This is a genomic window from Intestinimonas sp. RTP31139st1_F5_RTP31139_211217 (genome assembly GCF_040226735.1).
GTDB classification, from domain to species: domain Bacteria; phylum Bacillota; class Clostridia; order Oscillospirales; family Oscillospiraceae; genus Intestinimonas; species Intestinimonas butyriciproducens.
On sequence record NZ_JBCOAQ010000011.1, the window covers coordinates 21,499 to 39,639 of the forward strand.

General features: G+C 58.2%; 18 protein-coding genes. 6 read left to right on the forward strand and 12 right to left on the reverse strand.

Translation table 11 applies throughout. From position 1 onward, the window contains the following. Window positions 1–18 precede the first annotated feature (18 nt). The 5 genes from ABUA09_RS09160 to ABUA09_RS09180 all read right to left on the reverse strand — a co-directional run bounded on the left by ABUA09_RS09160 (window position 19) and on the right by ABUA09_RS09180 (window position 4,756). Window positions 19–954 carry a 3-hydroxyacyl-CoA dehydrogenase family protein gene (locus tag ABUA09_RS09160; RefSeq protein WP_033119395.1) on the reverse strand — a complete coding sequence of 312 codons (936 nt, stop codon included), beginning with the start codon at window positions 952–954 and terminating at the stop codon, window positions 19–21. A gap of 13 nt (window positions 955–967) precedes the next feature. After that, entirely contained in the window at window positions 968–1,159 is a 192-nt protein-coding gene (locus tag ABUA09_RS09165) for a hypothetical protein (RefSeq protein ID WP_033119394.1), read from the reverse strand. Further along, window positions 1,156–1,998, reverse strand: a complete 843-nt coding sequence (locus ABUA09_RS09170; RefSeq protein WP_058118809.1) for a beta-keto acid cleavage family enzyme — start codon at window positions 1,996–1,998, stop codon at window positions 1,156–1,158. Before ABUA09_RS09170 ends, ABUA09_RS09165 begins: the two co-directional genes overlap by 4 nt. Window positions 1,999–2,355: 357 nt before the next feature. Continuing rightward, on the reverse strand, window positions 2,356–3,846 hold the full coding sequence (locus ABUA09_RS09175) for a sigma-54 interaction domain-containing protein (RefSeq protein ID WP_058118600.1): 1,491 nt from the start codon (window positions 3,844–3,846) through the stop codon (window positions 2,356–2,358). A 16-nt stretch (window positions 3,847–3,862) separates the two neighbouring features. Continuing rightward, a complete protein-coding gene (locus tag ABUA09_RS09180; RefSeq protein ID WP_033118507.1) occupies window positions 3,863–4,756 on the reverse strand; it encodes a diacylglycerol/lipid kinase family protein in 894 nt (297 codons plus the stop codon). A gap of 206 nt (window positions 4,757–4,962) precedes the next feature. Here ABUA09_RS09180 and ABUA09_RS09185 point away from each other — a divergent pair, with 206 nt between their 5' ends. Both ABUA09_RS09185 and ABUA09_RS09190 read left to right on the forward strand, forming a co-directional pair. Next, the gene (locus ABUA09_RS09185; protein WP_033118508.1) at window positions 4,963–5,673 is read left to right on the forward strand and encodes an AzlC family ABC transporter permease; all 711 of its coding nucleotides are present in this window, start codon (window positions 4,963–4,965) and stop codon (window positions 5,671–5,673) included. Then, window positions 5,674–6,045, forward strand: a complete 372-nt coding sequence (locus tag ABUA09_RS09190; protein WP_033118509.1) for a branched-chain amino acid transport AzlD family protein — start codon at window positions 5,674–5,676, stop codon at window positions 6,043–6,045. It abuts the gene before it with no gap. 80 nt (window positions 6,046–6,125) lie between these two features. Here the strand turns inward: ABUA09_RS09190 and ABUA09_RS09195 are convergent, their stop codons facing one another. The 6 genes from ABUA09_RS09195 to ABUA09_RS09220 form a co-directional block, all read right to left on the reverse strand. Further along, window positions 6,126–6,821 carry an ABC transporter ATP-binding protein gene (locus ABUA09_RS09195; protein WP_033118510.1) on the reverse strand — a complete coding sequence of 232 codons (696 nt, stop codon included), beginning with the start codon at window positions 6,819–6,821 and terminating at the stop codon, window positions 6,126–6,128. Beyond that, window positions 6,808–7,656, reverse strand: coding sequence for an ABC transporter ATP-binding protein (locus ABUA09_RS09200; RefSeq protein WP_033118511.1), 849 nt, complete (start codon window positions 7,654–7,656; stop codon window positions 6,808–6,810). The genes ABUA09_RS09195 and ABUA09_RS09200 overlap by 14 nt, the downstream gene beginning before the upstream one ends. Next, complete coding sequence (locus ABUA09_RS09205; RefSeq protein WP_338135504.1) at window positions 7,653–8,768, reverse strand: branched-chain amino acid ABC transporter permease; 1,116 nt, start codon at window positions 8,766–8,768, stop codon at window positions 7,653–7,655. The genes ABUA09_RS09200 and ABUA09_RS09205 overlap by 4 nt, the downstream gene beginning before the upstream one ends. Before the next feature lie 10 nt (window positions 8,769–8,778). Further along, window positions 8,779–9,705, reverse strand: coding sequence for a branched-chain amino acid ABC transporter permease (locus ABUA09_RS09210; protein ID WP_195417144.1), 927 nt, complete (start codon window positions 9,703–9,705; stop codon window positions 8,779–8,781). 193 nt (window positions 9,706–9,898) lie between these two features. Further along, entirely contained in the window at window positions 9,899–11,113 is a 1,215-nt protein-coding gene (locus tag ABUA09_RS09215; RefSeq protein ID WP_033119038.1) for an ABC transporter substrate-binding protein, read from the reverse strand. A 288-nt stretch (window positions 11,114–11,401) separates the two neighbouring features. Then, window positions 11,402–11,725 (reverse strand): DUF1622 domain-containing protein, encoded by a 324-nt coding sequence (locus tag ABUA09_RS09220; RefSeq protein WP_058118592.1) that lies wholly within the window; start codon window positions 11,723–11,725, stop codon window positions 11,402–11,404. A 327-nt stretch (window positions 11,726–12,052) separates the two neighbouring features. On the opposite strand from ABUA09_RS09220, the gene ABUA09_RS09225 reads away from it, so the two are divergent. Genes ABUA09_RS09225 through ABUA09_RS09235 form a run of 3 tightly spaced genes read left to right on the forward strand, consistent with a single transcriptional unit; the run spans window position 12,053 to window position 15,929 of the window. Beyond that, a complete protein-coding gene (locus ABUA09_RS09225; protein ID WP_033119042.1) occupies window positions 12,053–12,862 on the forward strand; it encodes a beta-keto acid cleavage family enzyme in 810 nt (269 codons plus the stop codon). A 41-nt stretch (window positions 12,863–12,903) separates the two neighbouring features. Continuing rightward, window positions 12,904–14,877, forward strand: coding sequence for an oxidoreductase (locus tag ABUA09_RS09230; RefSeq protein ID WP_349949317.1), 1,974 nt, complete (start codon window positions 12,904–12,906; stop codon window positions 14,875–14,877). A gap of 2 nt (window positions 14,878–14,879) precedes the next feature. Next, window positions 14,880–15,929: an AbrB family protein gene (locus tag ABUA09_RS09235; RefSeq protein ID WP_349949318.1), complete on the forward strand. Its 1,050-nt coding sequence runs from the start codon at window positions 14,880–14,882 to the stop codon at window positions 15,927–15,929. Window positions 15,930–15,983: 54 nt separating this feature from the next. Here ABUA09_RS09235 and ABUA09_RS09240 read toward each other — a convergent pair whose 3' ends face one another. Further along, entirely contained in the window at window positions 15,984–16,754 is a 771-nt protein-coding gene (locus ABUA09_RS09240) for a GntR family transcriptional regulator (protein ID WP_033119035.1), read from the reverse strand. A gap of 336 nt (window positions 16,755–17,090) precedes the next feature. Between ABUA09_RS09240 and ABUA09_RS09245 the strand changes: the two genes are divergently transcribed. After that, window positions 17,091–17,981, forward strand: a complete 891-nt coding sequence (locus ABUA09_RS09245) for a DUF6282 family protein (protein WP_242857378.1) — start codon at window positions 17,091–17,093, stop codon at window positions 17,979–17,981. Window positions 17,982–18,141 lie beyond the last annotated feature (160 nt).

Genomic DNA, 18,141 nt, shown 5'->3' on the forward strand with positions numbered 1-18,141 from the left:
TGAGGAAACGGTGGAAAATTACTTCTTTTTTCCGTAGAGCATATCTACCAAGTAGTCGTTGAGCCCCTCGTTGGACGCCTTGATCTGCCCGGGGGTCCAGGTCTGGAAGCCCTCTCCGGTCTTGAAGCCGATCTTGCCCTCGTCGCGCAGCTTTTTGAGCAGGGGAGAGGGCTCATGGGAATCCTCCAGGTCCTTTAGAATGTAGTCGTGGATGTTGTAGGTGAGGTCGGTGCCCACCATGTCGGCGTTCTCCATGGGGCCCAACTGGGGCAGCCGCAGGCCGAAGGAGTAGCGCACAGCCTTGTCCACGGTGGCGGCGTCGGCAATGCCGCGCTCCACAATGGAGATGGCCTCCCGCCACAGCGCGTGCTGCATCCGGTTGGCGATGAAGCCGGGCACGTCCTTCTTACACAGGACGGGCTCCTTTCCGGCGGAGGCGAGCACATCCATTACGGTCTGGGCCACCTCATCGGAGGAGGCGTCGGATTTGACCACTTCCACCAGGGGGATCAGATGGCCGGGATTCCAGAAGTGGGTGCCCACAAAGCGCTCCCGGTGCTGGAGCTCGGCGGAGATCTCACTGGGGCTCATAACGGAAGAGTTGGTGCAGAAGATGGTGTCGGGACGGCAGCGCGCCTCCAGCTTGGCGAAGATATCCCGCTTGATCTTCATGTCCTCGAATACGGCTTCGATCACCAGGTCGGCCCGCCTGACCAGCTCGCTGTCCAGGTCGGTGGTGAAGGAGATGCGGGAGAGCCGGGAAGCCAGCTCCTCCTCGGTGAGAGCGCCCTTGGCGATCAACTGCTTGGTGTTGGTCCGGATACCAGCCGCCACATCGGTCTCATACAGGTCATAGACGCCCACCTCGTAGGTGGGATTGGACGCCATGACGAAGGCGATGTTCTTGCCCATCAGTCCGGCGCCGCAGATCAGAATATACTTAATATCTTTCATGAAAAGGACCTCCTCAATCCGCAGTGTCCTCGTAGTCATGGGGATCTGGTGGAACAGTTTTGCCGCTCTCGCCGACCAGCACGCCCTCGGTCCGGCAGGCGGGGCATCGACCGAAGGCGGGCTCGGTGATGGTGTCCGTGCCGGATTTGAATTTTTTGCCGCACACCGGACAGCGGTAAAACATCCAGTAGACGCCCCAGCTCATTTCTTCAGCCCCAGGATCTCACGGGCTTCGTCGGGAGTGGCCACCTCATTGCCGTACTCCCGGATGACGCGGGCCGCACGCTCCACAAATTGGACGTTGCTCTCCGCGAGCTGCCCCTTGGCGTACATGACATTGTCCTCCATCCCCACACGGATATGGCCGCCCATGGCCACTGCGCCGTAGAGCATCTCCATTGCGGAATGGCCCACCCCGAAGCAGCTCCAGGTGGAGCCGGGGCACAGGGATTCCATCGTCTCTTTCATAAAGACCAGGTTCTTCATGCTGCCGGGGATACCGTTGGCGCACCCCATGCAGAACTGGAAGTGGAGGGGCGCCTTCAAAATGCCCTTCTTCAGATAGTAGGCGGCGTTTGCGATCATTCCGGGGTCAAAGGCCTCGATCTCGGGCTTTACGCCCCACTCCTGCATATGCGTGCCCAGCTCCTCCAGGAATTTGGGGTGGTTGATGAACAGGCTGGAATTCAGCCAGTTCATGGAACCGCAGTCATAGGAGCCCATCTCGGGGCGGAGCTCTTCCAGGTGGAGCTGGCGGGTCTCGTCGGTGGCGTTCAGATCGCCAGAGGTGGTCATATTGAGGACAATGTCACAGTCGGGGTGATTTTTACGCAGCAGTTCCACAGTCTGACGGAACTTGTTCACATCCATGGTGCCGTTCCCCTCGTCGTCGCGCATATGCAGGTGGGCCACGGCTGCCCCCGCCTTCCAACAGGCGTATACGTCCTCGGCGATTTCGGCGGGTGTCATGGGGACATTCGGATTGTCCTTCTTCTTCGGCCACGCGCCGGTGGTCGCCACAGTGATGATGGTCTTTTTGCTCATGTTCTTTACCTCGACTTTCTCTTCGAGAATCTTTGGGCGAATACCCATTGCACGCCTTCTATCTATGCAAACGCCGTGCCAATTCCGGAGAACGAGCGGAAAAAATACGCAACCCATTGGGGGGGAGGCGGTTGAGCAGGATACAAAAAAACGGGGTACAGGGACAGAAAAAAGAAAAGCGGTGATAAATTTCACCGACTGTAAATTCGCCTTCTATAGAGAAAGACCAATATAAAACAAATAAAATGGGAGAATTGCCCTATAATTTGAAATATTTCGAAACGAAATAAAGAAAAAAGCACCCGGTGAAATTCATCACCACATAGGTGATGAATTTCACCGGGTGCGGCATCAGCGCTAGGGACGGTTGTACTGCCGACATTTTTTGACCAGGGTGGAGTGGTCCACCCCCAGGACCCGGGCCGCTTTCCGGAGGGAGCCCTCCCGCTCCAGCGTGTGGAGGATGAGCTCGCGCTCGAAGGCGCCTACCTGGGCTTTCAGGGTCTGAGAGGTCTCAGAGGGGGAGAACGGCAGCCCATTGGGGTTGAGGGCCCGGAACACGCTGCTGCGGGCGATGGGGCCGGAGTCGTTGGTGACCACCAGGCGCTCAATCAGATTTTCAAGCTCCCGGATGTTGCCGGGCCAGTGGTACTCTATCAACAGATCCATCCCATCCGGGGAGAGGAGAACGGACTTTCCATATTTTTTGCTGTAGGCCCGGCAGAACTCCTCTGCCAGGAGAGGGATGTCCTCCCTGCGCTCCCGCAGGGGTTTCAGCGCGATAGGGACCACGTTGAGCCGATAGAAAAGATCCTCCCGGAATCGTCCCCCTTTGATCTCCTCGCGCAGGTCTTTGTTGGTGGAGGCGATGACACGGATGTCCAGCTTGACCGGTTTACTGCCTCCGATGCGCATCAACTCCCGTTCCTGGAGCACGCGGAGCAGCTTGGTCTGGAGAGGAAGGGGCATGTCGCCGATCTCATCCAGGAGGATGACGCCGGTGTTGGCCAGCTCAAACATGCCCGCCTTGCCCATGCGCCGCGCCCCGGTGAAGGCTCCCTCCTCGTAGCCGAAGAGCTCTGACTCCAACAGCTCGGAGGGGATGGCGGCACAGTTGACCTTGATAAAGGGCTTGTCCCTCCGCTCACTGCGCTGATAGACCTCGTTGGCCACCAACTCCTTGCCGGTGCCGGACTCCCCGGTGATGAGCACCGTGACGTCGGCGGCGGACACGGTGCGGACCACCTCCATCACCTGCCGCATGGCCTCGCTGCGGTAATAGATCTGTTTGTGCCCTGTCTGCTGCCTGCGGAGATAGGCCAGCTCCTCGTTGACCTTTTTGCTCTCCTCCGCCATGGTGAGCAGCCGCTGTTCCAGCCGCTTGAGCTCAGGAAAGTCTCGGGTATTGGTCACCACCAGTTTGATGTTGCCCGCACCGTCAAAGACGGGGTTCCCCGTGACCAGCACTTCCTTATCCAGCTTGAGGATGATGGCCACGGAGTTGACCCGTTCCCGGCGCTTGAGGACCTGTTCGGTGACAGAGCCCCTGTAAAGGACGCCTTCGGCCTCGATATCGGCGACCTTCCGGCCCAGGATCTCCGCCGGGCGGATGCCGGTGGTGCGGGTATAGGCTTGGTTGATGAAGAGGACCTTCCCCTCTCCGTCGGTGATGTGGATGCCGTCGTATAGGTTGTCGCAGATCTCGCGAAAATCGTAATAGCCCGCCTGAAATTGGTCCAGCGCGCCCACGGCCTGGGCGGCCTGATGTTCCAGATCGGTCCCCTTCAGGGCCCGATCCAGCTCCAGGAGGGAAGAACGGACCCGGTCGAGTGCCTCGGTCCCTTCCACAGTGCAGCCTCCTCTCTTATTTTCCCCACATCAGGGTGATGGCCTTATTCTGGTTTTCGATCCGCGCCACTTCCGGCGCGCCGCCGTACTCCCCGTCCAGCGTCCAGGGAAGTGCCTCAGCGGCGGTGATCTTCAGCTTCTGGGTGTGGAAGGCCACCACCTGCCGGCTCTCCTCTGCATTCTGGCGGACCAGGGACAGCAGGGCGTCCTGGAGGTCCCCCACCTTCCGGGGCTGGCGGACCAGCACCACCTCAAACACCCCGTCGTCCAGAGAGACCTGGCTGGGAGGAAAGACCTTGAAGCCGCCTACGGAATTGGTGTTGGTTACCATGCCGTAAATAAAGTCGTCCTCCAGGGTGCCGCCGTCGTGTTCCACGGTGAGATGATAGCCCCGGCCCAGATCTCCCAGCTTGGTGGCGCCCTCCAGCAGGTAGGCCAGGTGTCCGAAGGCGTTTTTGAACTCCTGGGGAGTGCCGTAGCTCACATCGGTGAAGATGCCGAAGGCCGCCACATAGACAAAATACCGGTCATTGAAGCGGCCCATATCACAGGGGCGGGGCGTGCCCTCCACTGCGGTAAGGGCGGCCTTCTCCAGCCCGCGGGGAAGTCCCAGATTCCGCGAGAAGTCATTGGTGGTGCCGGCGGGAAGATAGCCCAGCACCGGCGGAGTCTCCAGGGTGAGAAGACCGGATACCGTCTCGCTGAGGGTGCCGTCGCCTCCGCAGCAGACCACCCGGTCGTACCACCAGCCCTGCCGGGCAGCCACGCGGGTGGCGTCTTCCTTGCCCTGGGTGGGCCAGACCGTCACCAGATAGTCCGCTTTGGTGAAGATATCCACAATGTTGGCCAGGTGGTTTTTGACGATCCCCTTGCCCGCCTGGGGATTGTAGATGAAGAGCAGCCGTTTCATTCTGATTCCTCCGGATTCCTTGTGTTCCTGCCGCCGGGGCAGAGGATTATGGATATTTACAATTATACAAGTTTCCCTGGAAAAGCAAAGCCCCAATTTAGCAAAGGAGAGAAAAAGGACAGCCGCCCTTGCATTTCAGGCCGGACAACGGTAAACTATTAATTCAATAAGCAAAAAAGTATCGGACGCAAGGAAGTGTTGCCGCCGTGTATCGTCGCGCCTTTCGCGCCGCCTTTCCAGCCACTGTGCCGGTGCTGATGGGGTATCTGTCCATCGGGATCGCGTTTGGACTCATGCTGGAGGCCATCGGCTATAACGTCATCTGGGCCTTTTTTATGTCCCTGACCATTTATGCCGGGTCAGGACAGTATATGGGGGTGGAACTCCTGTCCACCGGCGCGGCGCTGGGAAGTGTGGCCGTGCTTACGCTGATCCTGAACTTCCGCCATCTGGTCTACGGGCTCTCCATGCTGGAAAAGTTCCGGGGGATGGGGCTTCGAAAGCTCTATATGATCTTCTCCCTGACCGACGAGACCTATGCGCTCCTCTCCTCGGCCCGGGTCCCCGAACGGGTGGACCCCCATGCCTACTATTTCGCCATCGCCGTTCTGGACCACGGCTATTGGATCCTGGGCTCGGTCATCGGCAGTGTGGCCGGAGCCCTTATCAGTTTTGACACCACCGGCATTGACTTTGCCATGACCGCGCTTTTCATTGTCATCGCGGTGGATCAGTGGAAGACCTATCGCTCTCACCTGCCCGCTCTTTTGGGCTGCGGTATCACGGTGCTCTCCCTGGTTATTCTGAGGCCGGATGCCATGCTCATACCCGCTCTGTGCGTCATCATTGTGGCGCTTCTGCTGCTGCGGGCCCGGCTGGAGGGCAGCCGGACGGAAGCGGAAGAGGAGGTGGTCTGAATGGCGCTTACCACCGGACAGGCCGTCGCCTCCATTGCGGTGATGGCGCTGGTCACCTTCCTGACCCGGGCGCTGCCCTTCCTCCTTTTTGACCGGGGAAGCGCCCCGCCCAAGGTGGTCCTCTATCTGGGAAAGGTCCTTCCTCCGGCAGTCATTGCCATGCTCATTATTTACTGCCTGCGGAATGTGAGTTTTTCCATCCCGGCGGACTGGACCTCCGAGGCAATCCTGTCCGCGATGTCCACCTGGGCGCCCCAGCTCGCTGCCGCCGCGGCGGTGGTGGTGCTCCACCTGTGGAAACGCAACAATCTTCTGTCCATTTTTGGCGGGACAGTGCTCTACATGGTGCTCGTCCAGGCGGTATTCGTATAAAAACCGTCCCCTCCGGCTCGAGCCGGAGGGGACGGTTTCTTTTTTCAGAGATGAAGGCCTGTTTCAGCGGACAAATCGGCTCAGCCCAGGTAGGCTTTTTTGACCGCTTCGTTGCTGAGCAGCTCCCGACCGGTGCCCTTCATGGTCAGCCGACCGGTCTCCAGAACATAGGCGGTGTCCGCCGTGTGAAGGGCCATATTGGCGTTCTGCTCAATGAGCAGGATGGTCACGCCCTGGCGATTGATCTCCTTGATGATGTCGAAGATGCCCTTCACTACCAGCGGGGCGAGGCCGAGAGAGGGCTCATCCATCATCATGAGCTTGGGCCGGGACATCAAGGCCCGCCCCACCGCCAGCATCTGTTGCTCACCGCCCGAGAGCGTGCCAGCCGCCTGCCAGGAGCGCTCCTTGAGCCGGGGAAAGAGATCGTAGACCCAGGCGAGGTCGTCCTCCAGGCTGTCCTTGCGGAGATAGGCCCCGATTTTCAGGTTCTCCAGCACCGTGAGGTCGGGAAAGACCCGCCGCCCTTCCGGCACCAGGGTAATGCCCTTGGACACGATGCGGTCCGGCGAGAGGGCGGTGATGTCCTCCGCCTGGAGGTGGATGCGGCCCGAGGCGGGCTTTACCAGTCCGGCAATGGCCCGCAGGGTGGTGGACTTGCCCGCGCCGTTGGCGCCGATGAGGGTGACGATTTCCCGCTCCGGCACCTCAAAGGTGATGTCCTTGACGGCTTCGATGCCGCCGTAATTGACCCGCAGGCCGTCAATCTTCAGCATCGTCTGCCACCCCCAAATACGCTTCGATGACCCGCTGGTCGTTTTGCACGGCCACCGGGGTGCCCTGGGCGATCAGTTTGCCGAAATCCAGGACATAAATACGGTCGGAGATCCGCATCACCAGGTCCATATGGTGCTCGATCATAAAAATGGTGAGATCGTACTCCTTCCGAATCTGCTGAATGAAATCCGTGAGGTCCTGCGTCTCCTGGGGATTCATGCCCGCGGCCGGCTCGTCCAGGAGGAGGAGCCTGGGACTGGTGGCCAGCGCCCGGGCGATCTCCAGCCGGCGCTGAAGGCCGTAGGGAAGGCTGCCTGCCACTTCATCCTTCAGATGGGCCAGGTTTTGCTCTTCCAACAGGGCCATGGCCTCCTCCCGCATCCGGCGCTCTTCCCTGGCGTTGAGACGGAAGGTGGCGGAGAGGAAATTCTGTCTGGCGCGCATATGCTTGGCAATTAGTACATTGTCAAATACTGTGAGCGCCCCAAAGAGCCGGATATTCTGGAAGGTGCGGGCGATGCCCAACTGAGTGATGTGGTCCGGGGTGGGGTTGCGCCTGTGGGTGAAAAGACCCTTGTTCTCTCCGGCGTAGAGCTTCTGCATCTTGCCCTGGGGAAAGTTTTCCACCATGGGCTCGCCCAGAAAGGAGACCCGGCCGTTGGTGGGCTCGTAAACGCCGGTGATGCAGTTGAAGGCGGTGGTCTTCCCGGCACCGTTGGGGCCGATCAGCGCCACGATCTCCCCCTTATTAACCTCCAGGGAGAGGTCGTTTACAGCCACCACGCCGCCGAACTGCATGGTCACATGTTCGACCTGAAGGACAGTTTCACTCATTTTATCGCCTCCTTCCGCCGCTTTGCACGTCTCCGGAAGAGATCCGGCAGCTCCTTGTCGCCCATGATGCCCCGGCGGAAGAAGAGGACCACGATCATGATGATGACGGAGAAGACCACCAGCCGGAACCCGTTGCGCAGGAAGGGGACCTTAAAGCCGTTTTCCAGGATGATCTCACTGTCCAGAAAGCGGAGCCACCACTCGCTGCAGGAGACGAAGAGGAACGAGGCCAGACAGCTTCCGGTGACGGAGCCGATGCCGCCGATGACCACGATGAGCAGGATCTCGTAGGTGAGCGCGGATTTGAACTGTGCGGCGGCCACGGTGCTCTGAAACATGGCCAGCAGCGCCCCGCCGATGCCGGCGAAAAAGGAGGAGATGCAGAAGGAGAGCTGCTTGTGCCGGAAGAGATTGATGCCCATCGCCTCCGCGGCGATCTCATCCTCCCGGATGGCTTTGAAGGCCCGCCCATAGGAGGAGTTGATGAGCAGCACGATGACGGTGATGCAGATGGCTGCCACCGCCAGAGGGAACAGGGTGGAGAAAAAGGCAATGTGTCGGCTGTAGAAGCCGTAGAAGGGAGAGTGCTCGGGAATCAGGGTGCTGAAGGTGGGAAAGCTCTTGAGCAGGTTGGACCCGTTGGTGACCGGACCCAGGGGCTTCCACAGGAACACGGCCTTGATGATCTCGGCAAAACCAAGGGTGGCAATGGCCAGATAATCGCTCTTGAGCCGGAGGACCGGCAGGCCGATGAGCCAGGCGAAGACGGCGGCCAGCAGTCCGGCCAGCACCAGAGCCACCGGAATGGGCAGGCTGAAGCCGATGATGCAGTCATAGTACTGATAGACCTTCTCCTTGGCCTCCACGGGGATGGTGAAGATGGCATAGGTATAGGCACCAATGAGCATGAAGCCCGCCTGACCAAGGGAGAACAGGCCCGTAAACCCGTTGAGCAGGTTCATGGAGACCGCCACCAAAGCGTAGATGGCGCTCTTTTTGAGTACGGTAAAGAGCATATGTCCGCTGGGCAGGACCAGGTCCAGGATGTAGAGGAGCGCGATGCAGACCAGGGCGGCCGCCACGGGGACCCAGATATGATTTTGTTTTTTCACGGCAGTCACCTCAAACCTTGTCGGTGGCCTTCTCACCGAAGAGTCCGGTGGGCTTGGCGATGAGAATCACGATGAGCAGGGCGAAGGTAAAGGCGTCGGAGAAGGTGGTGAGCCCCAGCCCCGTCTGGATGACGCCCAGTTGGACCAGCATGTCATCCAGACCTTTGATGATGTTTTCACAGATGCCGATGAGGAAGGCCCCTACTACAGCGCCGGGGATAGAGCCGATGCCGCCGAATACGGCGGCCACGAAAGCCTTCAGGCCCGGCATGGCCCCCGAAGTGGGCACGACGCCGGGGTAGTTGGTGAAGTAGAGCAGCGATCCGACGGCGGCCAGAAAGGAGCCGATGATAAAGGTGACGCTGATGACCGAATTGATCTTGATGCCCATGAGCTGGCTGGTCTCGAAGTCCTTGGCCACGGCGCGCATGGCCATGCCGATCTTGGTGTGATTGATGAGCTGCATGAGCACCGCCACCAACACGATGGTGAGCACGGGGGTGACCAGGGTGACCACCTTGGTGGTGGCCGGGCCGATGGTGACCTGCTCGGAGATGACGGGAATGGCGGGGTAGTTCTTATTGAGCCCGCCGGTGACATACAGGGCCAAGTTCTGGAGCAGATAGCTCACGCCGATGGCCGAGATCATCACCGACATGCGGGGCGCGGTGCGCAGAGGCTTGTAGGCCACGCGCTCAATAAGAAAGCCCAGCAACACGGTGAGCAGCAGCACCAGGGGGATGGCGATCCCCAGAGGGAGCGAGGCGGAGAGATACACCATCATGAGCCCCGCCACCATAAACACGTCGCCGTGGGCAAAGTTGATGAGCCGAAGGATGCCGTACACCATGGTATAGCCGATCGCAATGAGGGCGTACTGTCCTCCCACTGAGATGCCGGCCAGCAGATAGGATAGATTCTTTGTCAAAAACTCCATATAGGCGGACCTCCACTTTGGGCCGTCTCGAAAAAGGCCCACCGGCCCTTTTCGAGGCAGCCCAAAAATTGTAAGGGCGTTTTTTATGGGACAGCGGGGGCAGAACTGCCCCCGCTATCCAAAAAAATACTCAGATCGGTGTAGCGCGCTGAGACAAGTCGCACGGAGCGGGATGTCTCCCGCCGTCAGAGCCTTAGCCGGCCTTCTGAACGGTGACGAAGTCCCATGCGCCGGTCTCGGTGTTGGCCACCTTCACATAGGCCACGTCACGGATGGCGTCGCCGTTGGTGGGCTCAAAGGCGATATCGCCGGACACGCCGGTATAAGTCGTGTCCCAGAGGGCCTCGTTGACAGCCGCGGGATCGGTGGAGCCCGCGTTCTTCAGCGCCTCCAGCGCCACGAAATAGGCGTCGTAGCCCATGGCGGAGACGGCGGCGATCATATCATTTCCGCCATTTTCCGCCAGACGGGTGGAGTCGGCGTTGATCCACTCCTTGATGCCGTTATCGAAGTCCTCATTGCCGCCCTCCTGATAGAAGGTGGTGACATAAACCTCCACATCTTTGCCCTGGGCCGCGCCGGTGATCACGTTGGAATCCCAAGTGTCACCCGCCATGATGGGCATGCCCAAGCCCTGGGCGGCGGCATTGTCGATGATGAGCGCGGCGGCCTCCGTGGAGACGGGGGCGAAGAACACGTCGGCGCCGGCGTTTTTGGCGGCGGTGACATAGGAGGTAAAGTCGGAAGTACCCTCGGGGAACTCAGCGGCCACGACAGTGCCGCCCTTGGCCTCGAAAGCCTCTTTAAAGTAGTAGCACAGGCCGCCGGAATAATCGTCGCCCTGTTTGCTCAGAGTGTAAGCGGTCTGGGCCTGGAAGTTGTCCACGGCAAAGTTGGCCAGAACGGTGCCTTGGAATGGGTCCAGAAAGCAAATGCGGAAATAGTGGGTATTCCCCTCGGTGACCTGGGGATTCGTGCAGGTGACGCCGATGACGGGAATACCGGCGTTTTTAAAGGTGTCGGAACCGGCAATGGATACGCCGGAGCCATAAGAACCCAGCACCACGGAGCAGCCCTTGCTCACCAACTCGGAGGCGGCGGTGGCGGCCTTGTCGTTGGAGGACTGATTGTCCACAATGGCCAGCTCCACCTGATAGGTCTCGCCGCCGATCTCCACTGTGGGCTGTACGTCATGGGCGTACTTCATGCCCAGGACCTCCTGCTTGCCGCCGGCGCCGTTGTCGCCGGAAGCGGGCTCAAAAATACCGATGGTAACGACCTTATCCCCGGACTCAGGAGCAGAAGAACCGGGGGTACCGCTCCCGGAGCCGGTACCAGAGCCGGAACAGCCCGCCAGTGCGGTCAGCGCCAGGGAGCAGGAAAGCGCGAGTGCAAGAAACTTTTTCATCAGATGGGATCCTCCTTCTTGTCCTTTCTGTGTGACGGGACTGTCTTTTCAAGAGAGACAATTGTCCGCGCCTGCTGCTTTATTATAGCAACGCACCAGAGAAAATGCAAGCAGAACCAGAGCAAAAAATCAGCTTTTTCCATTTTATATAAAAGAAGGCCCGGATATGGGAGAAAAATCGGCCTGCACAAGAATCACAAAAGAGAGAATCCTGCATATGAGGACAAAAAGAGTAAAAAAGGCTCCCCGCTGCGGACATAAGCCCGCAAGGGGGAGCGTGATGGTCGATCAGGAGGAATGAGGCTGCTTCATTTCAAAGTGAATCAAAAAGGATAGAAGGGCCCGCAGAATGATGACGGCGCCCAGGACCACGAGCTCATTCAGTTCGCGGACCAAGACGGTCTTCAAGATTTCAGCGGCCATCTTGAACTCCAGACTAAGGGCCAGGCCGTTGGCCAACTGAAATTTTATATCGCATGGGGCGTGGGTAAAAAGACTTTTGAGGTAACGACCAAAGGAACCCAGCGCAGAAACAGCTACAATAAAAATCCCCATAAACTCACACAGGGAGATTACCATGGGCAGCGCCCACTCGACGGCGGACTCCAGCATTGCTTCCCCTCCCGAATGAAATAGAGACGGATGTCCTCACTGCAAACAGGATATCCGCCGGCAGGGGACGGCATACCAAAATCTTGGGGCGGATGTTCGCAGACAAACCGGCATACGCGGACTCCGCAGCGCACGTCCCCAATGGAAACGACCGACGTATATCTGGTCAAGGGGTGGCGAAGAAATAACAATCAATAGATATTTGATAAATTATAAAATATCTATTGACAAGAATCCTGACAAATTGTAGACTAAAATAGATAACAAACACAGGGAGAGAATGCGGTAATTTGACGAAATCGAAAATAGAAAAGGGGTTTATTGATGATGAGAAAACTAATTATTACAGCGGCGCTGACAGGCTCTCTGCCCACCAAAGAGCAGAACCCCAATGTACCCATCACGCCGGACGAGATTGCCCAGGATGCCCTGGCCTGCTACAACGCAGGCGCCGCCGTGGTCCACATCCACGCCCGCAATGCCGAGGGGAAGAACTGCCATGACACCGCAGTATTCCAAGAGATCCACGACAAGATTAAGGCCCTGGCACCCGAACTCATTGTCCAGTTGTCCACAGGGGGCCGCGCCGGTATGAGCTTTGAGAGCCGCCGGGGATGCCTCTTTGTGAATCCCGAGATGGCCAGCCTCTCCACCGGATCGGTGAACTTCCCCACCTCAGTCTATGAAAACTCCCCCACCCTCATTACGCAGCTGGCCGAGATGATGCATGAGCGGCACATCATGCCGGAGATCGAGGTGTTCGACACCAGCATGGTCGCTCCGGCGGTGGAACTGAAGAAGAAGGGGCTGATCGACGGGCCCTTGTACCTGAACTTTGTCATGGGCATGCGGAATGTACAGCCCGCCAACATCGGCCAACTCAGCCACTTGCTGACCATGATCCCCGACGATGCGCTGTGGTCCATCTCCGGCGTGGGCGCCAACCAGGTCACCACTATGCTGCTGGGACTGGCGGCCGGCGGAAACGTGCGGGTGGGTCTGGAGGATAACCTGTATCAGACCAAAGGGGTGCCTGCCAGCAATGTTTCCCTGGTGGAGCGGGTGGCCCGTATCGCCAAGGATGTGGGCAGGGAGATCGCATCCCCGGCGGAGGCCCGCGAGATACTGGGGCTGTAACGCACGTGCGTCCGGCAGGCCGCCGCAGGAGCGGCGGAACAATGGAGGGAGAGATCGACAATATGAATCCATGTGCATTCCCGCTTCTCTTTTCCCCGCTTCAGGTGGGGAGCATGACGGTGAAGAACCGCATTTTTATGTCTGCCATGAGCACGGCTTTGTGCGACGGACAGAATCAGGTCACGGAGGAAGCGCTGGCCTACTATTCCGCCCGGGCGCGCGGCGGCGTGGGGCTGATTACCACAGAAAACGTGATGATTGACGAGAACAGTCACTATAATATCCCCAACAATATGGGGCTTTACCGAGACGACCAGATCCCCGGGATCCGCCGTCTGGCCGACGAGGTTCACAAGTACGGTGCCAAGCTGGCCCTCCAACTGCTCCACGGAGGGCCAGCGGCTACCGCGCGGCTCAACGGGGGGCGTCAGCCGGTGGCGGCCTCGGCCATTCCGCTGCGGAATGTGGGTGAGATGCCCCGGGCCATGACGGTAGAGGAAATCCATGCATTTACCCATAAGATGGGACAGGCCGCCCGCAGGGCCAGGGAGGCGGGCGTGGACGCAGTGGAGATTCATGCGGCCCATCGCCATGGGGTGCTGGGAACATTCCTCTCCCCTCTGAGCAACAAGCGGGTGGATGACTACGGCGGCAGTGTGGACGGCAGGCTGCGCTTCCTGCTGGAGGTAATCGCCGAAGTCCGCAGAGCAGCCGGAGAGGACTATCCGATCATCGTCCGCATGTCCATGACGGAGTTCGAACCGGGCGGGCAGTCCATGCTGGATGCCATATACATCGCACGCCGCCTGGAAAAGGCGAGGGTGAGCCTGCTGAACCTGTCCAACGGCACTCTGGAGACCTATTGGAAGACCGTCACCCCCAACGGGACCCCCAGAGGAGTAAACACGGAGCTCTCCAAGCAGATCAAGGATGCAGTGAGTATCCCTGTGGGGGTGATCGGCCGGAACTGCGAACCCTGGGCAGCGGAGCAGGTGCTGGATCTGGGGCGCACCGACGCGGTGTATATGGCCCGTGCGCTTCTGTGTGATCCCGAGTTTCCCAATAAGGCCCGGGAGGGCCGGGTGGAGGAGATCCGCCCCTGCATCGGCTGCACCGACTGCATTACCCATGTCCACGGCGCCCAGATCCGCTGCACGATGAATCCCTATGCAGGAAGAGAGACGGTCGCGGTAACGCCTGTGCCCGCGCCGAAGAAGATATTGGTCATCGGCGGCGGCGCGGCGGGACTCCAGGCTGCGGCCACCGCGGCCCGCCGGGGATGCCGGGTCAGGCTGGTGGAGGAGAGCACTGGCCTGGGCGGACAGATGGTCCTGGCCGGAATCCCCATCGCAAAGCATGATATCACCCAGGGGACCCAGTATTTGATCCGCCAGGCCCGGGGGGCGGGCGTGGAGCTCTGCTGCGGGGTCCGGGCGGATGAAGCGCTGATCCGGGCGGAGGCCCCGGACGCCGTTATCGTCGCCACCGGCGGAAAGCCGGTGATCCCGGGATTCCTGAGAGAAGCCAAACAGTTGGTCTCCGCTTGGGATGTCCTGGCTGGCAAGGTGACCACCGGGCAGAATATCGTGGTCATCGGCGGCGGAGCCGTGGGCTGTGAGACGGCGGAGTTCCTGGTCCACCCGCAAAATGACCGCAAGCCCAACGGCAAGCACGTCACGGTCATTGAGATGATGGATAATCTGATGAAGGAGGACCGCTCTTACGCCCGCTCCCTGCTGGTACGGCGGATGCAGGAAAAAGGGTGCGAGATCCTGGTGGATACCAAGGTGGAATCGGTAAAAGGGGACGCCGTCACCTACTCCCATCAGGGGCAGAGCGTCACGCTTACCGGTGTGGACACAGTGGTGTGCGCCTTGGGCGTGCGGCCCAGCAACGAGCTCACGGAGCTGGTAGCTGAACTGGGTATCCCGGTCTATACCGCAGGGGACGCGCTGAAGACTGGCCGGATCTATGAGGCGATCACCAGCGGAGAGGCGCTGGGAGCGGGAATTTAGCCGTGACCCTGGCAGCTACGGTTGGGGTCGCAGTGCTGGGGGCGTATCTGTTTTATCGGATGAAGGTGCCCGCCGGTGCGCTGATCGGCGCCATCCTGTTTACGGCCATTTTCAATATTATGACCGGAATGGGAACTTTCCCGACGGCTATGAAAACAGTGGTCCAGGCCATAGCGGGCGGCTTCATTGGACAGCGGATCACCCGCGGCGACCTAAAAGAGATGAAAACTATTTTGGGCGCAAGTCTGCTGATGTTTTTCTGCATGGCGGCGGATACCTTTGTCATGGGCTTCCTGATGTTCCGATTTTCGGAGCTGGATCTGGCGACGGCTCTGGTGGCCGCCATGCCGGCGGGGCTGAGCGATATCGCGTTGATCAGCACGGACCTGGGAGCGGATGGGACCCTGAGCACGGCCCTTCAGCTCGTGCGGACACTCTTTGCGATTATGGTACTGCCGCAGATCGCCTTTCGGGTGTGCGCCCGGCTCGACGGGGAGAAAAATGAAATGGACCCGACCAGAGCGCCCGGCTACAAGGCGCCGGAGATACGAACGTGGAAAAATGCCCTGATCACGCTTATACTGGCGGAAGCTGCGGGGATAGCGGGGAAGTTGGCGGGGATCCCGGCTGGGGCCATGATATTCGCAGTATTTGCCGTGGCGGCGCGCAATGTAAAAAGCGACCACGCATACCTGCCCAAAAAGCTGCGCCTGGCAGCCCAATGCGTAGCGGGGACTATTGTAGGAGTGGGAATTACCATGCAGGATGTGGAAAATATCCGCTTTCTGCTGATTCCCGCCCTGATCTTGGTGGTCAGCCTCGTGCTCTGTAACTATCTCTTCGGTTGGCTGATCCACAAGGTCTGCGGGCTGGACCTTGCCACGGCACTTTTTGGGGCGATTCCGGCGGGAGTATCGGATATGGCGTTGATTTCCACTGAGATGGGCGGAGACGCGCCCAAGGTAGCGGCACTCCAACTGGTGCGGTATGTGGGTATTTTAAGCCTGATGCCGGCGGCCATTCAGCTTCTCACTACAGTATTGCACAAATAAGAAGCAGCCGCTGTCCGTTTGGACAGCGGCTGCTTCTTATTGCGCGGGACAAATTTAAAATTTAGTGTAGTCGTTTTTTTTCAGGATATCCTCAAAAATGGGGAGGAACTCCCGGACACAGTCCTTCGCGTCAGGGGCGGAGGCGGCCTGCTTGAGGAAATGGTTGATCTCCAAGGCGGGATCATCCGTCAGGATGGTGTGCATCAGCTCCAGGTTGGAGCGGCAGCGCTGATAGCGAATGATGGCCATGCTGCGCTGGATGTCGTGATTCCGAAAGGCCTCGATCCAGTCCCTGTGTTCTTGACAGGATTCTTTGCTGGCCTTCGGCACAACACTGAAGAAACTTACCGCAAGCTGTGTGCGGCTCATCAGAATATTGATGTACTCCAAAAGGGAGGGGTTGTTGCTGACCTCGCAGACCAAATTATGAGATTTGCGATTCACCCGGCCATAAGTCTCATAATCCTTGGCATCTCTGGCGGACTCCATGGCATGGTAGAGCTCCTCAAGCTCCTGAATAAACGCATCGCTGTGATTCATCGCGGCAAACATGGCGGCCAAAGCCTCAGCCTCAATGCGCAGCAGCATAAAAGTGAAATAATTGCGCAGGTTCATCTCGGAGACCCATGCCCCCTGATGAGCTGAGGTGTGGACAAAGCCCAGCTCTTCCAGCCGGGTGATGGCGTTGCGGATAGGCATGGAGCTTACCTGATATTCCTCCACTAGGTCCTTGACCACAAGCCGTGACCCGCCCGGAATTTTACCGCTCAGAATATCATCGTGCAGTCTCCGATAGGCATACTCGCCTTTGGTTATAATCTCCACAAAAATACCCCCAAATAGAGATAAAATATACAGAATAACTAAAATGAATCAATTGATTTGTGATTTATGATCTAATATCTTATATTATACAGAATATTTTTGAAATTGCAAGAAAGAGAGGTCAAAAACTGGCGAAAACCGCAATTTTGATGAAAATAGACAAGATTATAGAGAAGAAGAGAAATTTAATGATAATTTCGGGGCATATTGACCAAAAATAAAGAAGGTATTTAGGCATTTCTGACAATTTACATCATCTTTTATATTTGATAAAATATCGAATATAAAAGATGAGAGATAAAACTAGAGAATCTATACAAAAGGAGCAATGTAGCTGTGAGCGCGTTTGATATGAAGGGCACAATTGATATTCATGTGCACGCAGGCCCATCTGTGGCCAAGCGCAAAGTCGATTCCGGCGAGATGCTGCTCAATGCCCAGGCGGCAGGCTACCGGGCATTTGTCACCAAGGATCATTATTTCCCCAGTATGATGGGGACGGATATGGTGACCAAGCATATGGGAGACGGCACCACGCAGGCGATGGGGTGCATCTGTCTGAATAACTCCGTGGGCGGTATCAATGTCAGTGCGGTAGACGCGGCCTGTGGTATGGGGGCCAAAATTGTGTTTATGCCCACCGTGTCGGCAAAAAACCACATTGAACACCATAAGAAGACGGCTTTTGTGGGCGCAGGCAAGATGAAGCTGCCGGAGAAGCCCATTTACTATCTGGATGAGCAGGGCGAGTTGCTTCCCGAGGTCGTGGAGGTCCTGAACTATCTCAAAGAGTACCACCCCGAGGTGGTGCTGGGGACCGGACATGGCTCCGTGCCGGAGATCAACAAACTGATTGATAAGGCTGTGGAGCTGGGGCTGCCCAAGATCTTGGTAAACCACCCCTTCTTCCACATTGGCGCTACAGTGGATGATATGGTGCACTGGGCGGATCAAGGGGCCTATATTGAACTCAACGCCGTGGTGTTCAATGATGTAGAGCCTGCGTCCCACCATCTGCCCATCAGCATTGCGCAGGAAGTGCTGGATCGAGTGGGCTATCAGCGGATTGTAGTGGACTCCGATATGGGACAGAGCGTGTACAAAGAACCAGTCAGCGGCCTTCAGACGTTTGCTCAGGTCCTGATGGAGAAGTGCGGCGCCACAGAGGAGCAGCTCCGCGTAATGATGATAGAGAACCCGGCAAAACTGATGGACATCAGACTGTAAACTTAAATGATATGAAATACTTAGGAAAGACGAGGGAACAAAAATGGACGAAGTGAGACATCTCGATTGGGGCAAGTGTGATTGGTTTCATCCGAAGCCGAGCGTGATGCGGAAGGTGTACCAGGGCAGCAGTCACTACACCATCAGCATGGGCGTGATC